The sequence below is a fragment of the Bacillus sp. GbtcB14 genome, assembly GCF_019091205.1.
Lineage (GTDB): Bacteria > Bacillota > Bacilli > Bacillales > Bacillaceae_G > Bacillus_A > Bacillus_A cereus_AG.
In genome coordinates, this window is the sequence record NZ_JAGXJT010000006.1 from 19412 (window position 1) to 37157 (window position 17746).

Here is a 17746-nt window from a genome sequence, read left to right on the forward strand (position 1 = left end):
TGCCTTTTTTATGTTAATAACTGATAATTATTTATCAACCTAATGTAGTACGTACATTAGGACTATTAGAGCAAGATTGACTGTAATAATTACAGTATGATTAATAAGAGCATTGAATTGTAAGGAGTGAGAAATAAGTGCTAAATATTTTAGTGGTTAATTTTCCGGCAGAGGGACATGTAAATCCTACATTAAGTTTAGTCAAAGCCTTTACTGAACGGGGGGATCACGTACATTATGTTACAACAGAACACTTTAAAGGCAGAATTGAAGATTTGGGAGCTACTGTATATACCCATTCAGATTTATTAAAGGATATTTCTATTGATACTGAAACTTCAGATGGACTGAACTCTTTCTTTCATGTACACGTTCAAACTTCTTTATTTATATTAGAAATTACGAAACAATTATGTGAAAGTATAAATTTTGATTTCGTAATTTATGATATATTTGGTGCTGGAGAGTTAGTAAAGGAGTATTTACAAATTCCAGGCATAGTTTCTTCTCCTATATTTTTAATTCCTACTGAATTTTTGGAGACTTTACCTTTTCATCCTAATGCAAAAAAACAATTCCGACCTGATGAACTTTCTAAAAAGTTACTATATCAAATGGAAAGTGAGTTTGGAGTAAAGCCTAAAAATAATCTTCAATTTATGCATAACAAGGGAGATGTTACTCTCGTGTACACAAGTCGTTATTTCCAACCTAATAGCGATTTGTTCGGAGAAAATAACATTTTTATTGGGCCGAGTATTTCAACGCGTAAAACAAATGTTGAATTTCCACTTAAATCGCTTAAAGATAAGAAAGTTATTTATATTTCAATGGGAACACTGCTTGAAGGAATCGAACCATTCTTTAATACTTGCATTGATACTTTCTCGGATTTTGATGGGATAGTTGTAATCGCAATTGGTGATAGAAATGATCGTTCTAAAATTAAGAAAGCGCCAGACAATTTTATAATTGCTTCATACGTACCTCAATCAGAAGTATTAAGTGAAGCAGATGTTTTTATTACACATGGCGGCATGAATAGCGTACACGATGCTATTTATTTTAATGTCCCATTTGTTATAATTCCACATGATAAAGACCAGCCAATGATAGCACAAAGATTAACCGAACTAGAAGCAGCACATAGGTTATTGAAAGAGTATGTTAATGTGCAAACTTTAAAAGAAGCAGTAACAGACGTTCTTTCAAATGAAAAGTATAAGCATGGTATACGAAAACTGAAAGATAGTTTTTCAGAATGTGGTGGTTCAAAAGAAGCGATCGCAGTTATTAAATCTCTTTTAAATAAATAGTGTGGATAATATAAAAGCATAGAGGCTCTACCTTTATGCTTTTATATTATTATCCTGCAAATTGCACAGCAGTATTTGCATGTAAAAAAGCAGTATCAAAAACAGGTACAGTAAGGTCGTTTTGAGAAATAAGCAAAGGAATTTCAGTACATCCTAGTAATATGCCTTCTGCACCATTTTGAATTAATGATTTTGTAATTTGTAATAGCTTTTCTTTAGATGTTTCTGAAATAATTCCTTTACTTAATTCATTTAAAATAACATGATGAATAAAATTTCTTTCCTCTTTATTTGGAATGATTGTCTCAATGTTATAATTCGCTAGACGTGATTTATAGAAGTCTTGTTCCATCGTTTGTTTCGTTCCTAATAGTCCAATACGTTTTATATTCTGTTCTACCATTTTCTTTGCACTTACATCACCGATGTGAAGGAGCGGTATTGATATTGCCTGTTCTACGTCTTCAGCAAATAAATGGACCGTATTGGAACACATTAATAAACATTCAGCTCCCGATTTTTCAACCTTTTTGGCAACTGTGACTAACTCGTTTTTCACTTCTTCATATTGATGGTTTTGTAATAAAGTAGTTACTTCACCAAAGTCCATACTATATAAAACAAGCTTCGCATTTTGATCGTATTGAGAGAGTGTAAGTGTATTAATATGTTTATAGTATAACGATGTAGATTCCCAACTTAGTCCACCAATTAAACCGATTACTTTCATCGTACATTCCTCCCGTAACTATTTTGAATTTATTATTTCATAATTCCGATAAGAATACAATGATTTAAATGTACCGTTAAACGAAAAATAAAAATAATTAGAAAAGTGTTGAAATTTACACTTATAAGTGCCATAATACGAATTACAAATTAATACTTATCCAGAGAGGTGGAGGGTACGGCCCTACGAAACCTCAGCAACCCCTATGTAAATTTATAGGAAGGTGCTAATTCCGCAAAGGACACAATGTGTTTTTTGGAAGATAAGAGGATTCTTGAACGTGAAAGAAAATGACCTCTTATATAAGAGGTCATTTTTTGTTGTATAGAAAGGGAGTGTCAATGCATAATTCATTTTCAAAATAAATATAGAGTAATAAAAGTTGACTAATACGAGAGGGGAATTGTAATGAACAAATTATCAACAAAGTTAGTAGTAGCAATCGGAATTGGAGCAGCATTATACGGCATATTAGGTCTTTGGGGATTTTCTATTGCACCAAATACATTTATTAAACCTGCATTAGCTATTTTAACTGTTTTTGGAGCGTTATTTGGTCCGGTAGCAGGATTGTTAATAGGACTTATCGGTCATACCGTAACGGATACAATCGCTGGTTGGGGTATTTGGTGGGGGTGGGTTATTAGTTCAGGCATTATCGGATTTGCAATGGGACTCATACAAAAAAGAGTTGGCTTTAGTGTAAAAAACGGGACGTATAATAAGGGAGATATTTCTTATTTAGCTATCGCTGGGTTACTTGGTATTGTCTTTGCTATTATATTTGCTGGCGCATTCGATATTATTGTGATGGGAGAACCGTTTGACAAAATTGTTATACAAGTATTAGGAGCAACAATTGCGGATGTTATTGTATTTTTAGTTCTTGGATTGCCGATTACAATAGGTCTAGCTAAGTCTAATAAGAAACATACAAATTTAAAAATTGAAAAGTAGGGATGTTAACATGCAACCAATTATTTCTTTTGAACAATTCAGCTTTCAATATGAGCATGCGGCGCAGCCTACTGTAAAAGACATTACTTTTCATATATATCCTGGGGAAAAAGTATTACTTGCTGGACGTAGTGGTTCAGGGAAGTCAACGTTAGCTCATTGTATCAATGGGCTAATCCCGTTTTCTTATGGGGGGATTAGTACTGGTAATATTTTAATTGCCGGAAAAGACCCGAGGAAAGGGAGTATTTTCGAACAGAGCAAACAGATAGGAACAATTTTGCAAGATCAAGATGCTCAATTTATTGGTCTTACAGTAGAAGAAGATGTAGCTTTTTATTTAGAAAATGAATGTGTAAATCAAAACACTATGAAAAAAATTGTTTCAGACTCATTAAAAAAGGTAAAGATGCATTCTTTTCATAAACAAAGTCCACATGTATTATCAGGGGGACAAAAACAAACTGTTTCTTTAGCAGGGGTGTTAACAACGAATGCCGATATATTATTATTTGATGAACCTTTAGCGAATTTAGATCCTGTAAGTAGCTTACATACAGTAGAACTTATTAAAGATATACACAAACAATATAATAAAACAATTGTAATTATTGAACACCGAATAGAAGAAATGTTAAATCTGGATTTAGATAAAATCATTTTAATGGATGAAGGGGAAATTGTTGCGATAGGCACTCCAGAAGAGATTTTAACGTCTAATATATTACCATCTATCGGCTTAAGAGAACCTATGTACATAGAAGGATTAAAGAGATTACCTTTTGATAGTAATAATGCCGTAATATATCCACTTGAGAATCTTCAAAGAGAAAGTGTAAGTAGCGCAATAAATGAGTGGATGGAGAAGCAAATTTTTTGTAAAAGCACTCCTACAAACAAAGAATTATTGAAAGTAGACAATTTGTCGTTCTCCTATCCTAATAAACAAAAAGTATTAGACAATGTAAATTTCTCGATAAAAGAAGGGGAAATTGTAGCACTTTTAGGTCATAATGGAGCTGGAAAATCAACATTAGCTCATAGTCTTATAGGTATAAACAAAACAAAAAATGATAGGATTATATTTGACGGGGTAAATATTAATTCTTGGTCTATTCGTAAACGTGGTGAAGTCATATCTTATGTGATGCAAAATCCAAATCATATGATTACGCAACCTACTGTTATAGAAGAGGTTTCATTCACATTAAAATTAAAAAAGGTTTCAAAGGAAGAAATTAAGCTTAGAGCGGAAGAAACGTTAAAAATTTGTGGTTTGTATCCATTTCGAAACTGGCCAATCCAGGCATTAAGTTATGGACAAAAAAAGAGAGTAACGATTGCATCTGTACTAACAACAAATCCGAAACTGATCATTTTAGATGAACCGACAGCGGGACAAGATTATTATCATTATAAACAGTTTATGTCGTTTATTAAAAAACTAGCTGCAAACGGAATATCTTTTATTTTTATCACACACGATATGAATCTTGCATTAGAATATGCAGACAGAGCAATTGTTTTACATGAAGGGGAAATTATTGCGAATAATACCTCGTCTATCGTATTAGGACATTCAGAAACGTTACAAAGAGCGAAACTTAGGGAAAGTTCTTTATTCAAGCTAGTTAAATTTAGTGGGATTGCATACCCTGAAAGGTTTATAGAACTTTATTTTGAGGTTACTAGGAGGGAGGAACATGTATAGTACATACTTTCATCGTATGGATGGAGCAGTGAAATTGTTATTATTTATTTTTTGTATGACGTTTACTTTTTTGTTTTTTGATTTTCGCATATTGTTTATTGTATTTATGATTGGCTGTATCGGAATTTTAATTGCAAAAATTCCATTTCGTAAAATTTTCATTGTTTTTAGTGTTATATTTACATTTAGTTTATTAAATTCTCTCATGATTTTATTTATTACACCAACCCATGGATCTGAATTAACTGAATCATATACTTCTTTTTTACATATCGGATATGCGACAATTACTTATGAAACATTATTTTATGCAGCTACACTTTCATTAAAATATTTTACGTTATTACCATTTACACTTATTTTTATTTATACGACTGATCCAAGTGAATTTGTGAGTAGCTTAAGTAAATTTCGAATTCATTATAAGATAACCTATGCAATAAATATTGCGTTACGTTATATACCTGATATTCAGTCCGAATATAAAGTTATTAAACATGCCCAAGAGGCGAGAGGAGTAGCTTTTGAAAAAGGAGAAGCAAGTTTATGGATTCGTATGAAAAACCGTGTCTTAATTTTCTGGCCTTTAATTATTCATTCTTTAGAGAGAATTGATACAGTTTCAAATGCAATGGATTTAAGAGGGTTTGGAAAGAAGGATAAACGTACGTGGTTTTATACAAATAAAGCAAAAAGTGGGGATTTCATTGCTTTATTTGTAGGTGTTTTTATTTTAATCGCCGCAGTATATTTAAAGTTACATGTATTTCAAAACTTTTGGTATCCATTTTAAAGCACTCTCAAATGAGTGCTTTTACTTATTTTTATGTAGACATGCTCAAAAAAAGGGTATTTACATAATGTATAATACGAACCAGTTAAAATGATCAACGACCTATTAGTTTTCAAACCAAAAGGAGGAGAAAGTATGAGTTACGGTGGTTCTTGTGGTTTTGGTGGAGGTTTCGCTTTATTAGTTGTGTTATTTATTTTATTAATTATCGTTGGATGCAGCTGCTGGGGCGGAGGGTACTAATTTCTAATTAGTCTCCACACATGTAAACTTAAAAAACATAGAAGATACTTATGTATCGAAACAAATAAAAAAGGAGCATTTATGCTCCTTTTTTATTTGTTTTCAGATGGGTTCGTATTCCATTTTGGGAATGTAATTGCCAAAGTTGTACCTTTATTAATAACGCTTCGGATTTTTAAACTACCTTGCATCGTTTCGATGATCTTAACAGCAACCATTGTACCTAAACCTGTACCCTTCGTTTTTGTACTAAAATATGGTTCGCCAAATCGATTTATTTGCTCTTGTGACATACCAATTCCGCTATCCTCAATTCGTATAATAACTTTATTATTACTAATAGAGGAGGAGATATTTAAAGTACCACCATTAGGCATTGCTTCAATACCATTTTTTATTAAGTTTAAAAAACATTGTTGAAAGTGCTGTTTATTACCAACTATTGTTGCCTTAGAGAAATCTTTTGTAATATGTATTGTATTCATATTACATAATGGTAAGATCATATTTAAAACTCGATTTAACTCTTGTTCTACTGAAATATGATCTAATTTTTCTGAAGCAGGTTTGGCAAACGTTAAATAATCATCAATAATTCCTTGGGCGCGATGTAACTCTTCAAGTATATGTTCAATATACTCGTCTCTTGATTCTGGAGTTAAATTTGGTGTTTTTAAAAGTTGAGTAAATCCTTTTACGACAGTTAAGGGATTTCTTACCTCGTGCGATATACTAGCAGCGAGTTGGCTAACTATCTCCATTTTTTCCATTTTTATTAACTTCGATCGCATACATACGGCGTCTTTTAAAACTTCATTAAAATAAATGACAAATAACATCAAAAAAGTTGGTAGTATGATGAAATAAATAATGTATAAATTATTCACTTCAAAATCTGATAAAGTTAATACAATTACAGTTGTAAATATCGCTAGAAAAAATGTTAAAAACATTCCATAAGCTACTTTAATTTTTCTATTATACTTATTAAATTTTGTGGATGCGACCGCTGTAATGATAAACATTGTGCCATAAACTAGTATTGTTAACATACTAAATCCATAAAATGAAAACCTTGTAATTAATAAAATAGCAAACAATGTTATACCGACAGGGAAGCCACCATAAAGTGTACCTATTATAACCGGTATTTGTCTTAAATCATGAATACAACTTTCATCCATATAAATAGGATAGCGCATACATAAAATAAGAGGGACACTCGTACAAAGTATAATAAGTAGTTTTTTATATTTCTTCAAATAACGACCGCTATCATATATAAAATAAAAAATAAATATACTACTTAAAATGTAAAGAAGATTATTTAATACGTTTTGATTAATATAAACAAAGTCCATAATATTTGCCCCATTATTTTGAATTTCCTTTTCATATATATTATACATGATATTAGTATAAACTATATATTTGTTTAAATAATATAGGTTTATATCTTTTCAGCATTTGCCACGTTTAGCCACTCTTCATAAAATTCTTCAATTGATGCATATCGTTCAATTCGGTTTTCATTTACAGCACGATACGCTATTTCATATAAATCTTTACTTGCTTCCCATTTTGTAAAGGCGCGATCTTTTCCACCACCCAAGAGAGTAAATGCCATTGCCCCCATATTAAATACATTTGTTCTTGCATCAATTATAGCATTTAGCTCGAATTCTTCAGGAGACATAAAACGCGAGGAACCCCATAATCTTCCCATTTTATTTACGTATGGTTTTTGGGAATATAAATCAATATCACAAATCTTCATCTCATTTGTATGAAAATTATATAAAATACTACCGTCATAAAAATCTATTGCTACATAGTTTTTCTTTTCGACAAATGTATGGAAAGAAAAAATAGAATGTAATGATTGAATTCGTTCCATAACTGATAAATGCTTAAATTTATAAAATGGAGAGCTTGGATTAGTATATTTTTCAGGAGTCGGGAAACTCCAATGCGAATGAAGACATTCACCATCAAACCAATCGAAAATTAATACATATCCAGATTGAACTGGAAAATGTTCAATTAGTTTTATAAGCACATCATGCTTTAATGCCTCGTATAGGGAAACTGAATTTTTTAAACTATCAATTGCATCACTGATCTTGCCGTTATATGCAATTGTATTTGCTCCTGCATATTTAATAAATTTCTTATGTCCATTATTTTCTACACCGAAAGATAGATTACCTGAATCTTGCTGGTCAAAAACCGCAAATACGGTTCCTAATTTCGTAAGCCAATCAAAATTATGATGTTCTTTTAATTGGAATGTTATTTGATTCAACTGAATTTCAACTGGATTAGCTTTCATAATATACCTCACATTTATTATAATTATATTGTATATTTCAGTATTCGACATATTTTGTAAAAATCCTATGTTAATCACATGAAATTTTATAAATATAATAATAAATAATTATAAGAAGGTGGAAAAAGTGGAACAACAAATCGTAATTAAACCATATCAAAATAATTGGCACGAAGAGTATGTAATAGAAAAAGAGAAATTTATTTCTTTATTCGGAGGAGATTGTATTGCCATTGAACATATAGGAAGTACATCTGTAGAGGGATTAGGAGCGAAACCTTTAATTGATATGATGATTGGCGTAACGGATTTGCAAATTATCGAAAAGTGGATTGAAGCGCTAATAAAAATAGGATATGAATATGTTCCAAAAGAAACACCTAATTGGCGTTTTTTTAGAAAGGGAAAATGGAGAGCGGGTACCCATCATTTGCATGTTTATATTTATAATAGTTCCGAATGGAAAAACAATCTTTTATTTCGAGACTTTCTAACAAAACATGAATGGGCACGTAATGAATATAGAGAATTAAAAGAGAAACTCGCAGCTACATATCCTTTTGATCGAGTTTCATATACAAATGCAAAAGCGCCGTTTATTCAAAATATAATAAAATTAGCTAGAAATGATTACTAGAAAATTTAAGTGACCTCGAAATTCTCATTTTATTTTAATCTTTCTCTCATGTTCCTTTCTTTTTAATTTGATATTCTGCTTGTTACAGAAGGTTTATAAGGAAGGAGCTTAAATGAATTGGAGAAGCTACTAAGAAATAAATATTTTCATTTGCATGTTAAAATTATAGGCGTTACTATTATTTTTTGTAGTATAGTATTGTTATTTATTAATGTAATATACGGCAACGCATTAAATGTAAAATGGTTAAATAAGAAATTAGGTTCTTTAGGTGAATACGGGGCAATGTTAGCTGCATCGTTATGGATTTTACGTCATGTATGGCTATTTTTAAAAAAGAAAAATATAATTGGGTTTAAATTGATAAAGGATGTATATCTTTTCATTAAAAAGTTTCACGTATTAATTGGATATACTGTATTAGCTGTATCAATTACTCACGGCATTTATTTTTTATTAAAAGGAAGTCGGCATATACTTATATTTTATAGTGGCGTATTCTCTCTTTTCATTTTAATCATACTAGGAGTGGTCGGGTTTTTCTTACAGAAACATAATAAAAAAACAAACTTGATATTGTATAGAAAAGCACATCAAATCATTGCAATTATATTTGGGATAGGATTACTCATTCATTTAACTGTATAGGAGGAATTACTGTTGCAACACATATTAATTATTGAGGATGAGGAAAGTTTAGCTGATTTTTTAGAATTAGAATTAAAGTATGAAGGATATAAAGTAGACATACAGTTTGATGGAAGAAAGGGATTAGAGGCCGCACTTGAAACAAATTATGATCTTATTTTACTTGATTTAATGCTACCTGGATTAAATGGACTAGAAGTGTGTCGTAGATTAAGGGCAACTAAAAATACACCTATTATTATGCTGACTGCACGCGATAGTATTATGGACCGCGTGACAGGATTAGATAGCGGAGCTGATGATTATCTTCCGAAACCATTTGCAATTGAAGAGTTGTTAGCACGTATGAGAGTTATATTTAGACGAGAAGAACATATAGAAAACAAACATGTTTCATCTCTTACGTTCAAAGATTTACAGCTCCAGATTGAATCGCGAACGATTACAAAAGGAAATGAAGAAATCGAGCTTACAAATAAAGAATTTGAACTCTTGCTTATGTTTATGAAAAATATTAATAGAGTACTTACCCGTGATGTTTTATTGGATCAAGTATGGGGATATGATGCATTGGTTGAGACAAATATTGTAGATGTATATGTTCGTTATTTACGTAACAAGTTACATAGTGTGGATAAGGAGGAATATATCCAAACGGTCCGCGGTGCTGGATATATAATGAAATGATTAAAAATATTGTGCATCGAATTCGAAATCTACCTATAAAATGGAAATTAACACTTTGGTCCACTACTCTAGTATTTATTTTATTCATTTTATATAGCGCTCTGCAGTTTATAGTAATTAATAAGTGGACTATAGACTATGAACAGAAACAAATAAATAGACAAGTGACAGAAATAGCGGCCTATTTCCAAGATAAAAATGATACCTTGTCGAGTAAAACGTTTGAAAACAGTAAAGGTTTCTTAAACAATATGATTGATAAACATCAAATGATTCGTATTATCGGTATGGACGGGAAAACGATTGTTACTGTTTCACGAGATTTTAATGAAACATGGATAAAACCGAAACAAGTTACACAAGAGGAATTATTTATAAAAAGGCATCTAGAAGATCGCATATTAGTTAAGCGTATACCAATTCAAACAAAAGACTTCACGGGTACTATTGAACTTACGAAAAACTTAGAGGCTTTCGATCATTTATTAAAAATTATTCTAGTGGTAATGGTTAGTGCCGGAATATGTGGATTAATCTTTAGTTTTTTAGGTGGACTATTAATCACAAAAAAACTATTATCAAGTGTTCAAAATATAACGGATACGATGAAACGTATTAAGAAAAATGGACTAAATGAACGGGTTCCAGTACGTGAAAATAATGATGAACTTGCAAAATTATCGTTTCTTTTTAATGAACTGATGGATGAGGTAGAAACTTCTTTTACACAACAGAAACAGTTTGTAGAAGATGCATCCCATGAACTGAGAACTCCATTAACAATTATTCAAGGACACTTATCGATGTTAAATCGGTGGGGGAAAAATGATCCAGCAGTTTTAGATAAATCGCTTCAATCCAGTTTAAAGGAAGTTAATCGTTTAAATAAGTTAGTTTTAGAATTACTAGAACTGTCAAGAGCTGAATCAGAACAGATGCATCCAATCGCAGCTGAGCCAGTCCATGTAAATAACATATTAAAACAAGTTACACAAAATTTTGCTGTACTTCAAACTGAATTTCAATTTGATATGAAACTGGATGGAGATGCGGCATATGTCTCAATACCGTCATCTTACTTAGAACAAATTATTATTATCGTAATGGATAACGCAGTGAAATATACAAAAGAAGTTAATAAATATATTTGTATTGAATCTAGTGTACAATCAGGGAAAGTTAAAATTCGTATCATAGATCGTGGAGCGGGAATACCCGATGCTGATTTACCTTTTGTTCTTAACCGTTTTTATCGTGTGGACAAAGCAAGAAGTCGAAAACAGGGTGGAAACGGTCTAGGATTGTCTATTGCAAAACGACTTGTAGAGAAATACAATGGAACGATTCAAATAGAGAGTAAAGAAAATGAAGGAACGATTGTTACGATTACACTGCCTATCGTTTCACTGTAATACATAAAAAAGAAGGGATGTTTTGTACATTCCTTCTTTTTTGCGAACAAATTATTTTGTTTATTTCGAACTTTCTAGTACATTAGAATTATAAAGGGGGAATAAAAATGAAAGCTATCGTACAACAATATAAAACTGGATTTGAAGGGGTAGAATATAAAGTATTACCAGAGATAACAACTAAAGCTGGAGAAGTGAAAGTGAAATTAAAATCAGCCGGCTTAAATCATCGCGATTTATTTATAATGAATAATAGAACAGAAATGCAATTACCATTAGTTCTAGGATCAGATGGTGCAGGTATTGTTACAGAAATTGGAGAACATGTTCCAGGTACTTTATTACAAACCGAAGTTATTATTAATCCTAGTATTGGATGGGATAATATTGCTGAAATACCTGAGTTACCAGAGGTGTTAGGTGGACCGAAAGATGGAACGTTTGCTGAATATGTTATTGTGCCAGCTGAAAATGTAGTGGCAAAACCGTCATATCTTACTTGGGAAGAATCTGGGGTTTTATCTTTATCGGCACTAACTGCATATAGAGCGCTTTTTACAAAGGGTAGATTAAAGTGTGGAGAACATGTTTTAATTCCGGGAATAGGCGGCGGTGTAGCGACATTTGCCATGTTATTTGCAAAAGCAATTGGCGCAAAAGTAAGTGTTACTTCAAGGGTCGAGAGCAAAAGAAGGTTAGCCGAAACATATGGCGCAGACTTTTCTTTTAATAGTTCTGGAAATTGGGAAGAGAGTTTACGCGGAGAGAAAGTAGATTTAATAATCGATAGTATAGGTCCAGCAACATTCTTAAAATACTTTGATGTATTAAAACCAAATGGGAGAATTGTTAATTTTGGTGCAAGCTCAGGAGATAAAATTGAATTACCATTACGAGCATTATTTTATAATCAAATCGATATAATGGGAACATCTATGGGTAGCCGTGAGGAATTTCATGAAATGGTTAAGTTTATAGAGAAACATAAAATTAAACCAATTATTGATAAAGTATATTCGTTAGAAGAAGCCATTCAGGCGTTAAACCGTATGGAACAAGGAGAACAATTTGGTAATATCGCACTTCGTATGTAATAAAAATATGATTTCGCAACTAGTATATTTAAATAGCTATGTTATGTATTCTACACATAAAAAGCGTATGATTCGTATTGTTTTAAAGGTTTTTCAGCTTTATACATAATTAGCCGATATAATTAGTCTTACTATTGTCAAATGAGTACTAGTAAAATGAGAATTTGATGAGAAAAGTTTAAGCCCATTTTCATATTGATGTTGTATACTGTGTAAATCAAGAACGCTTTTATTTAAGGAGAGAGTATTATGAATTACACAGTATTTCAATGGTTTAATAATTTTGCTGGATCGTCCAAACTATTAGATACGCTAATGATTGCAATTACAAATAGTGCTGTCTATGTAGCAATTTTGTTTATGTTTATCTTATGGTTTAATAATGGAAAGAAAGTCAATGCCATTAAAAAACAATACACAGTGTTATATACGACACTTTCAGTCATTATCGCATTACTAGTAAATGTTGTGATACATGCAGTATATTACCATCCACGTCCGTTTGTATCACATGATGTACATCAATTAGTGCCACATGCAGCAGACTCATCATTTGTTAGTGATCATTCTGTACTTGTATTTTCCATTGCATTTGTATTTTTACTTAGAGGAGAAAAACTTAAATATGTCGCTCTTATTTGGGCAGTATTAGTTGGTGTATCACGTATGTACGTAGGAGTTCATTATCCTCTAGATATACTTGGTGCAGCTTTCTTAACATTTATTACGAGCGGTTTAGTAGTGCAAAGTACACGTATATTTGAACCGATAGCGAAACTTGTATTTAAAATGTACGCATTGGTAGCGAAACGAATTCCTTTTTTAGCGAAATATAATCATATAGCCTAATTTTTATAAATAACTATTTATAGGTTTGTTAAAAAGTTCCTCTTTGGAAATTCAGAGAGGAACTTTTTAATTGTGTACAAGAAGAGGGCATATGCATTAAATGAGTGGTGAAAGAACAACTGAGTTAGCACCTATTAAATTTGTAAGTTTATTATAAGTTAATCATCATATGACGGAATATTCGTAAATTTCACGCACCGTACTGTAAATAAAAAATAAAAACAGAAACAATAACAATAACTACTTTCAGAACGATTTAAAGGAATTAAAAGGAAAAGTTCGAAACATATAGTATTGAAAGCAAAAACTACATAATTTCTAGCACACTTTTGCCGTAATTAATTGTGAAAGAAAGGAGATAAATATGCATAAACTTCAAACGAATAAAGGCGCGCGGTATTTTATGGTTGCTTTTATTATTTTGTTTCTTACTATGATTTTGCGTATATTTTATATTCAAGCAGTAGGGGTCGTGCATAATGTGAACGTCAAGGATCTTGCAACTGAACAACATAATAAAAAGGGTGTTTTGGAAGCAAATCGTGGCACAATATATGATCAAACTGGAAAGGTGTTAGTACAAGATTCCACAACATATCGTGTTGTTGTAAATTTAAAAGGTGAAGATAAAGTGAAAAATAAAAATGAAACCGCAGGGCAATTAGCTGATGCGCTTGAAATTGATAAAGAGGATGTATTAAAAAATTTTCATGATGGACGTACGCAAGTTGAAATCGGAAAAGTTGGTCGGAATTTATCTAGAGAATTGAAAGAACAAATCGGAAAAATGAAAATTCCGGGTGTTTCTTTTATGCCAGAGAAAGCAAGAGTGTATCCAAATGAAGATTTTGCATCTTATATTCTTGGTTTTGCTAGACCTGACGATAAAGGAAATACAGAAGGGAAATTCGGACTTGAAAAGAGTCTGGATAAATATTTGCGCTCGACAAATGGGAAAATAGAATATGTGGGAGCACGAAGAGGCATCCCCCTTACAAATGATATAGGAAAAATAGAACCCGCTAAAAATGGAAATAACGTGTACCTTACTCTTGATAAACAAATTAATAGTTTTTTAGAAGAAGCGATGAATAAGGCACAAGAGCACTATGATCCTTCTATGTTAATAGGAATCATAGCGGATCCAAAGACAGGGAAAGTTTTAGCAATGTCTAGTAAACCTAGTTTTAATCCTAATAAAGGCGATATCGAATATTTTTTAAATGATCCAATCGCAAATGCATACGAACCAGGTTCAACAATGAAAATATTTACGCTAGCTGCTGCAATTAATGAAGGAGTATATAACGGGAAAGAATATTTCCAATCTGGAAAATATTCCGTTGGTTCATCTGATATTAAAGATCATAATGGTGGATTTGGATGGGGATCTATTACATTTGATGAAGGCTTTGAAAGATCATCAAACGTAGCTTTTTCTATTTTAGAAGATCAGTTATTGAAACCAGATAAATTTAAGCAATATATGAATAAATTCGGATTCAACCAAAAAACTGGAATAGATTTACCTGGTGAAAGTAAAAATACTTTATTATTAAATACACAAATTCAACAAGTTACAACTTCTTTCGGGCAAGGTTCTACAGTAACTCCGATTCAATTAATCCAAGCAGCTACTGCTATAGCTAATGACGGGAAAATGATGCAACCATATATCGTTGACAAAGTTGTAAATCCAACAAACAAACAAGTTATTATGGAAAATCAACCGAAAGAAACTGGGAATCCGATAAAAAAAGAGACAGCGGACAAGGTAAGGAACTTAATGGAACGTGTTATTACATCTTCAAAAGGTACCGGTACAATGTATAAAGTGGATGGTTATCCAATAGGAGGTAAGACAGGAACAGCGCAAATTCCGAACCCTGAAAATGGACGTTATATGGAGGGAAAAGAAAATTATATTTTTTCATTTTTAGGAATGGCTCCGATTGATGACCCAGAGTTAATTGTATACTTAGCTATTAAGCAGCCGAAGTTAAAGGGAGACGAGTATGGAGCTAAGCCACTTGCTGAAATATTTAAACCTGTTGTGAAAAATAGCCTTGAATATTTAAAAGTGAAACCATATACAGAAAAACAAATGGCCGATGCAACGAAAAAATCCCAATTAAAAGTACAAAATCATGTCAATCAATCAATGGATACCGTAGAGAATAATGTAAAAAAAGAGAAGCTCCAACCGGTAATTTTAGGAGAAGGAAAAATAATAAAACAATATCCCCAGTCTGGCGAAGTAATGAGTGAAGGAGATCGTATATTTTTATTAGGAAGTAACGCAAAAATGCCAAATTTACAAGGTTGGTCCATGCGTGATGTTATGTATTTCTCTAAATTATTAAAATTAGATTTAAAAACTACAGGTACGGGCTATGTAACAAATCAAAGCATTGAAAAAGGACAAGCTATACAAGAAGGAGATGCATTACAACTAGACTTAGAACCACCATTACAACCGTTAGCAGAAGCGAATACAAATTAATTTCAACACTTTGAAGAGCCTAGATCCAATAGGTTCTTTTTAGAGTTATAAGTAATTTCACGCACCGTAATTTTTAGAAAAAATAATAAATAAGTGAATTAACAGAAACAGGCCATTAAATATCTGATTATTTTTTATTTACAGTTAAAAATAATTGTGATAATATGGAAAAAACCAAATGCAGTGAAGAGAAGAGTAAATAAAATGAATTTTTCACAGAGAGCTCCATTTAGCTGAAAAGGAGTAAAAATTCTTTATTGAACCAAGCCTCTGAGCAGCGCATCGGAACCTATTATTAGGGGATGGTGTGACGGGAGCTCCCGTTATAGAGCTATGGTATAAGCATGAATTAGAATGCAGTACCTGATAAGGTTAATATGGCGACATATTAACAAACTAGGGTGGCACCGCGATGATAAATCTCGTCCCTAAGACTAAAAGTCTTGGGGGTGGGATTTTTTTATTGTTTTAAAACAATTTGGAAAGCGGGGCCTAAAATGAAAAACTTACTTAAAGATTGGAAATATCCTTTATTACTACTGTCTGGCGTTGGTATTGCGAATTTAGGGGCGTGGATTTACTTAATAGCATTGAATGTACTCGTCTATAATATGGGGGGCTCAGCCTTAGCTGTTGCTACTTTATATGTAATTAAACCATTAGCCACCTTATTTACAAACGCTTGGTCAGGAAGTATGATTGATCGTTTAAATAAACGGAAGTTAATGATTCACCTTGATATATATCGTGCGGTATTTATCGCTATTTTACCTTTACTTCCATCACTTTGGATTGTTTATGTATTCGTATTCTTTATAAGTATGGCCAGTGCGATTTATGAGCCAACTACTATGACGTATATGACGAAATTAGTACCAGTAGAGCAAAGACAACGTTTTAACTCATTACGTAGTTTAATAGGATCTGGTGCATTTTTAATTGGTCCAGCGATAGCGGGAGTATTGTTAATAGCAAGTACACCAGAGTTTGCTATATATATGAACGCTATAGCATTTCTCTTATCAGGAGTAATTACATTATTGTTACCTAATCTTGATAAAAAATCCGATATTCATACAGCCAATGACAAGTTATCTTTAGCTGTACTAAAAAAAGATTGGACCATAGTTTTAAATTTCAGTAAAAAATCTTTGTATATCGTTTTTGTGTACTTCTTATTCCAAGGGATGATGGTGTTAGTTGCCGCAAATGATTCACTTGAATTGTCATTTGCGAAAGAAGTTTTATTGTTAACAGATAGTGAATATGGCTTTTTAGTTAGTATCGCTGGAGCTGGGTTTATTTTAGGAGCCATAACAAATACAATTTTATCAAAAAAATTAGCACCTTCACTTTTAATTGGAATAGGATCATTATTTATTGCAATCGGTTATTTAATTTATGCTTTTTCAAATGAGTTTTTAATGGCTGCTATCGGATTCTTTATTTTATCTTTCTCTATGGCGTATGCAAATACAGGATTTAACACCTTTTATCAAAATAATGTCCCTGTCCATATCATGGGACGGATTGGGAGTATATATGGGCTTGTGATTGCGGGCATCACCATTTTAATTACGATTCTATTCGGAGTTGCCACTCAATTTATTTCTATACAACTTGTCGTTATCGTAGGGTCATTGGTAATGCTACTTGTAACTATCATATTGTGTGTATTTACTTTATTGCCCTCATATTTTAAGGTGCATTCCTCTGAGTCAATTAATTCAAAATAGTTCTCTTGGTTTTGATTTACGGTATTCAATAGGAGGGTTCACCCTCCTATATATGGAAATATACGAAGGGTGAACAATATTGATAAACGAGGGTGGTT

16 protein-coding genes, 1 riboswitch and 1 other annotated feature are annotated in these 17746 nt (G+C 32.0%); of the genes, 13 read left to right on the top strand and 3 right to left on the bottom strand.

Features of this window, described 5'->3' with window-relative positions; translation table 11 throughout:
* The first annotated feature begins 137 nt into the window (after nt 1-137).
* Nucleotides 138-1316 carry a macrolide family glycosyltransferase gene (locus KVT31_RS18340; RefSeq protein WP_088096493.1) on the top strand — a complete coding sequence of 393 codons (1179 nt, stop codon included), beginning with the start codon at nt 138-140 and terminating at the stop codon, nt 1314-1316.
* A 49-nt stretch (nt 1317-1365) separates the two neighbouring features.
* Here the strand turns inward: KVT31_RS18340 and KVT31_RS18345 are convergent, their stop codons facing one another.
* On the bottom strand, nt 1366-2046 hold the full coding sequence (locus KVT31_RS18345) for an aspartate/glutamate racemase family protein (protein WP_088096494.1): 681 nt from the start codon (nt 2044-2046) through the stop codon (nt 1366-1368).
* A 153-nt stretch (nt 2047-2199) separates the two neighbouring features.
* Nucleotides 2200-2315: riboswitch (SAM riboswitch) on the top strand.
* A 139-nt stretch (nt 2316-2454) separates the two neighbouring features.
* Here KVT31_RS18345 and KVT31_RS18350 point away from each other — a divergent pair.
* The 4 genes from KVT31_RS18350 (at nt 2455) to KVT31_RS18365 (ending at nt 5750) form a co-directional block, all read left to right on the top strand.
* Entirely contained in the window at nt 2455-3003 is a 549-nt protein-coding gene (locus KVT31_RS18350; RefSeq protein WP_088096495.1) for an ECF-type riboflavin transporter substrate-binding protein, read from the top strand.
* A 10-nt stretch (nt 3004-3013) separates the two neighbouring features.
* Nucleotides 3014-4714, top strand: a complete 1701-nt coding sequence (locus KVT31_RS18355) for an ABC transporter ATP-binding protein (protein WP_088096496.1) — start codon at nt 3014-3016, stop codon at nt 4712-4714.
* A complete protein-coding gene (locus KVT31_RS18360; protein ID WP_088096497.1) occupies nt 4707-5507 on the top strand; it encodes an energy-coupling factor transporter transmembrane component T family protein in 801 nt (266 codons plus the stop codon). Before KVT31_RS18355 ends, KVT31_RS18360 begins: the two co-directional genes overlap by 8 nt.
* Nucleotides 5508-5642: 135 nt before the next feature.
* A complete protein-coding gene (locus tag KVT31_RS18365) occupies nt 5643-5750 on the top strand; it encodes a YjcZ family sporulation protein (RefSeq protein ID WP_000120182.1) in 108 nt (35 codons plus the stop codon).
* 92 nt (nt 5751-5842) lie between these two features.
* On the opposite strand, the gene KVT31_RS18370 is transcribed toward KVT31_RS18365, so the two are convergent.
* Both KVT31_RS18370 and KVT31_RS18375 read right to left on the bottom strand, forming a co-directional pair.
* On the bottom strand, nt 5843-7111 hold the full coding sequence (locus KVT31_RS18370) for a sensor histidine kinase (protein WP_088096498.1): 1269 nt from the start codon (nt 7109-7111) through the stop codon (nt 5843-5845).
* An 89-nt stretch (nt 7112-7200) separates the two neighbouring features.
* Nucleotides 7201-8082, bottom strand: a complete 882-nt coding sequence (locus KVT31_RS18375; protein ID WP_088096499.1) for a protein kinase family protein — start codon at nt 8080-8082, stop codon at nt 7201-7203.
* A gap of 127 nt (nt 8083-8209) precedes the next feature.
* Between KVT31_RS18375 and KVT31_RS18380 the strand changes: the two genes are divergently transcribed.
* The 8 genes from KVT31_RS18380 to KVT31_RS18415 all read left to right on the top strand — a co-directional run bounded on the left by KVT31_RS18380 (nt 8210) and on the right by KVT31_RS18415 (nt 17648).
* Complete coding sequence (locus KVT31_RS18380) at nt 8210-8719, top strand: GrpB family protein (protein WP_088096500.1); 510 nt, start codon at nt 8210-8212, stop codon at nt 8717-8719.
* Nucleotides 8720-8836: 117 nt separating this feature from the next.
* Nucleotides 8837-9367, top strand: a complete 531-nt coding sequence (locus KVT31_RS18385) for a hypothetical protein (protein ID WP_088096501.1) — start codon at nt 8837-8839, stop codon at nt 9365-9367.
* A gap of 12 nt (nt 9368-9379) precedes the next feature.
* Nucleotides 9380-10054, top strand: coding sequence for a response regulator transcription factor (locus KVT31_RS18390; protein WP_088096502.1), 675 nt, complete (start codon nt 9380-9382; stop codon nt 10052-10054).
* Nucleotides 10051-11466 carry a HAMP domain-containing sensor histidine kinase gene (locus KVT31_RS18395; protein WP_088096503.1) on the top strand — a complete coding sequence of 472 codons (1416 nt, stop codon included), beginning with the start codon at nt 10051-10053 and terminating at the stop codon, nt 11464-11466. Before KVT31_RS18390 ends, KVT31_RS18395 begins: the two co-directional genes overlap by 4 nt.
* A 107-nt stretch (nt 11467-11573) precedes the next feature.
* The gene (locus tag KVT31_RS18400; protein WP_088096504.1) at nt 11574-12560 is read left to right on the top strand and encodes a zinc-binding dehydrogenase; all 987 of its coding nucleotides are present in this window, start codon (nt 11574-11576) and stop codon (nt 12558-12560) included.
* 249 nt (nt 12561-12809) lie between these two features.
* Complete coding sequence (locus KVT31_RS18405) at nt 12810-13409, top strand: undecaprenyl-diphosphatase (protein ID WP_088096505.1); 600 nt, start codon at nt 12810-12812, stop codon at nt 13407-13409.
* 364 nt (nt 13410-13773) lie between these two features.
* Nucleotides 13774-15912, top strand: coding sequence for a penicillin-binding protein (locus KVT31_RS18410; RefSeq protein WP_088096506.1), 2139 nt, complete (start codon nt 13774-13776; stop codon nt 15910-15912).
* Between the two features lie 174 nt (nt 15913-16086).
* Nucleotides 16087-16345, top strand: a binding site (T-box leader).
* A gap of 64 nt (nt 16346-16409) precedes the next feature.
* Entirely contained in the window at nt 16410-17648 is a 1239-nt protein-coding gene (locus tag KVT31_RS18415; RefSeq protein ID WP_088096507.1) for an MFS transporter, read from the top strand.
* The last annotated feature ends 98 nt before the right edge of the window (nt 17649-17746 follow it).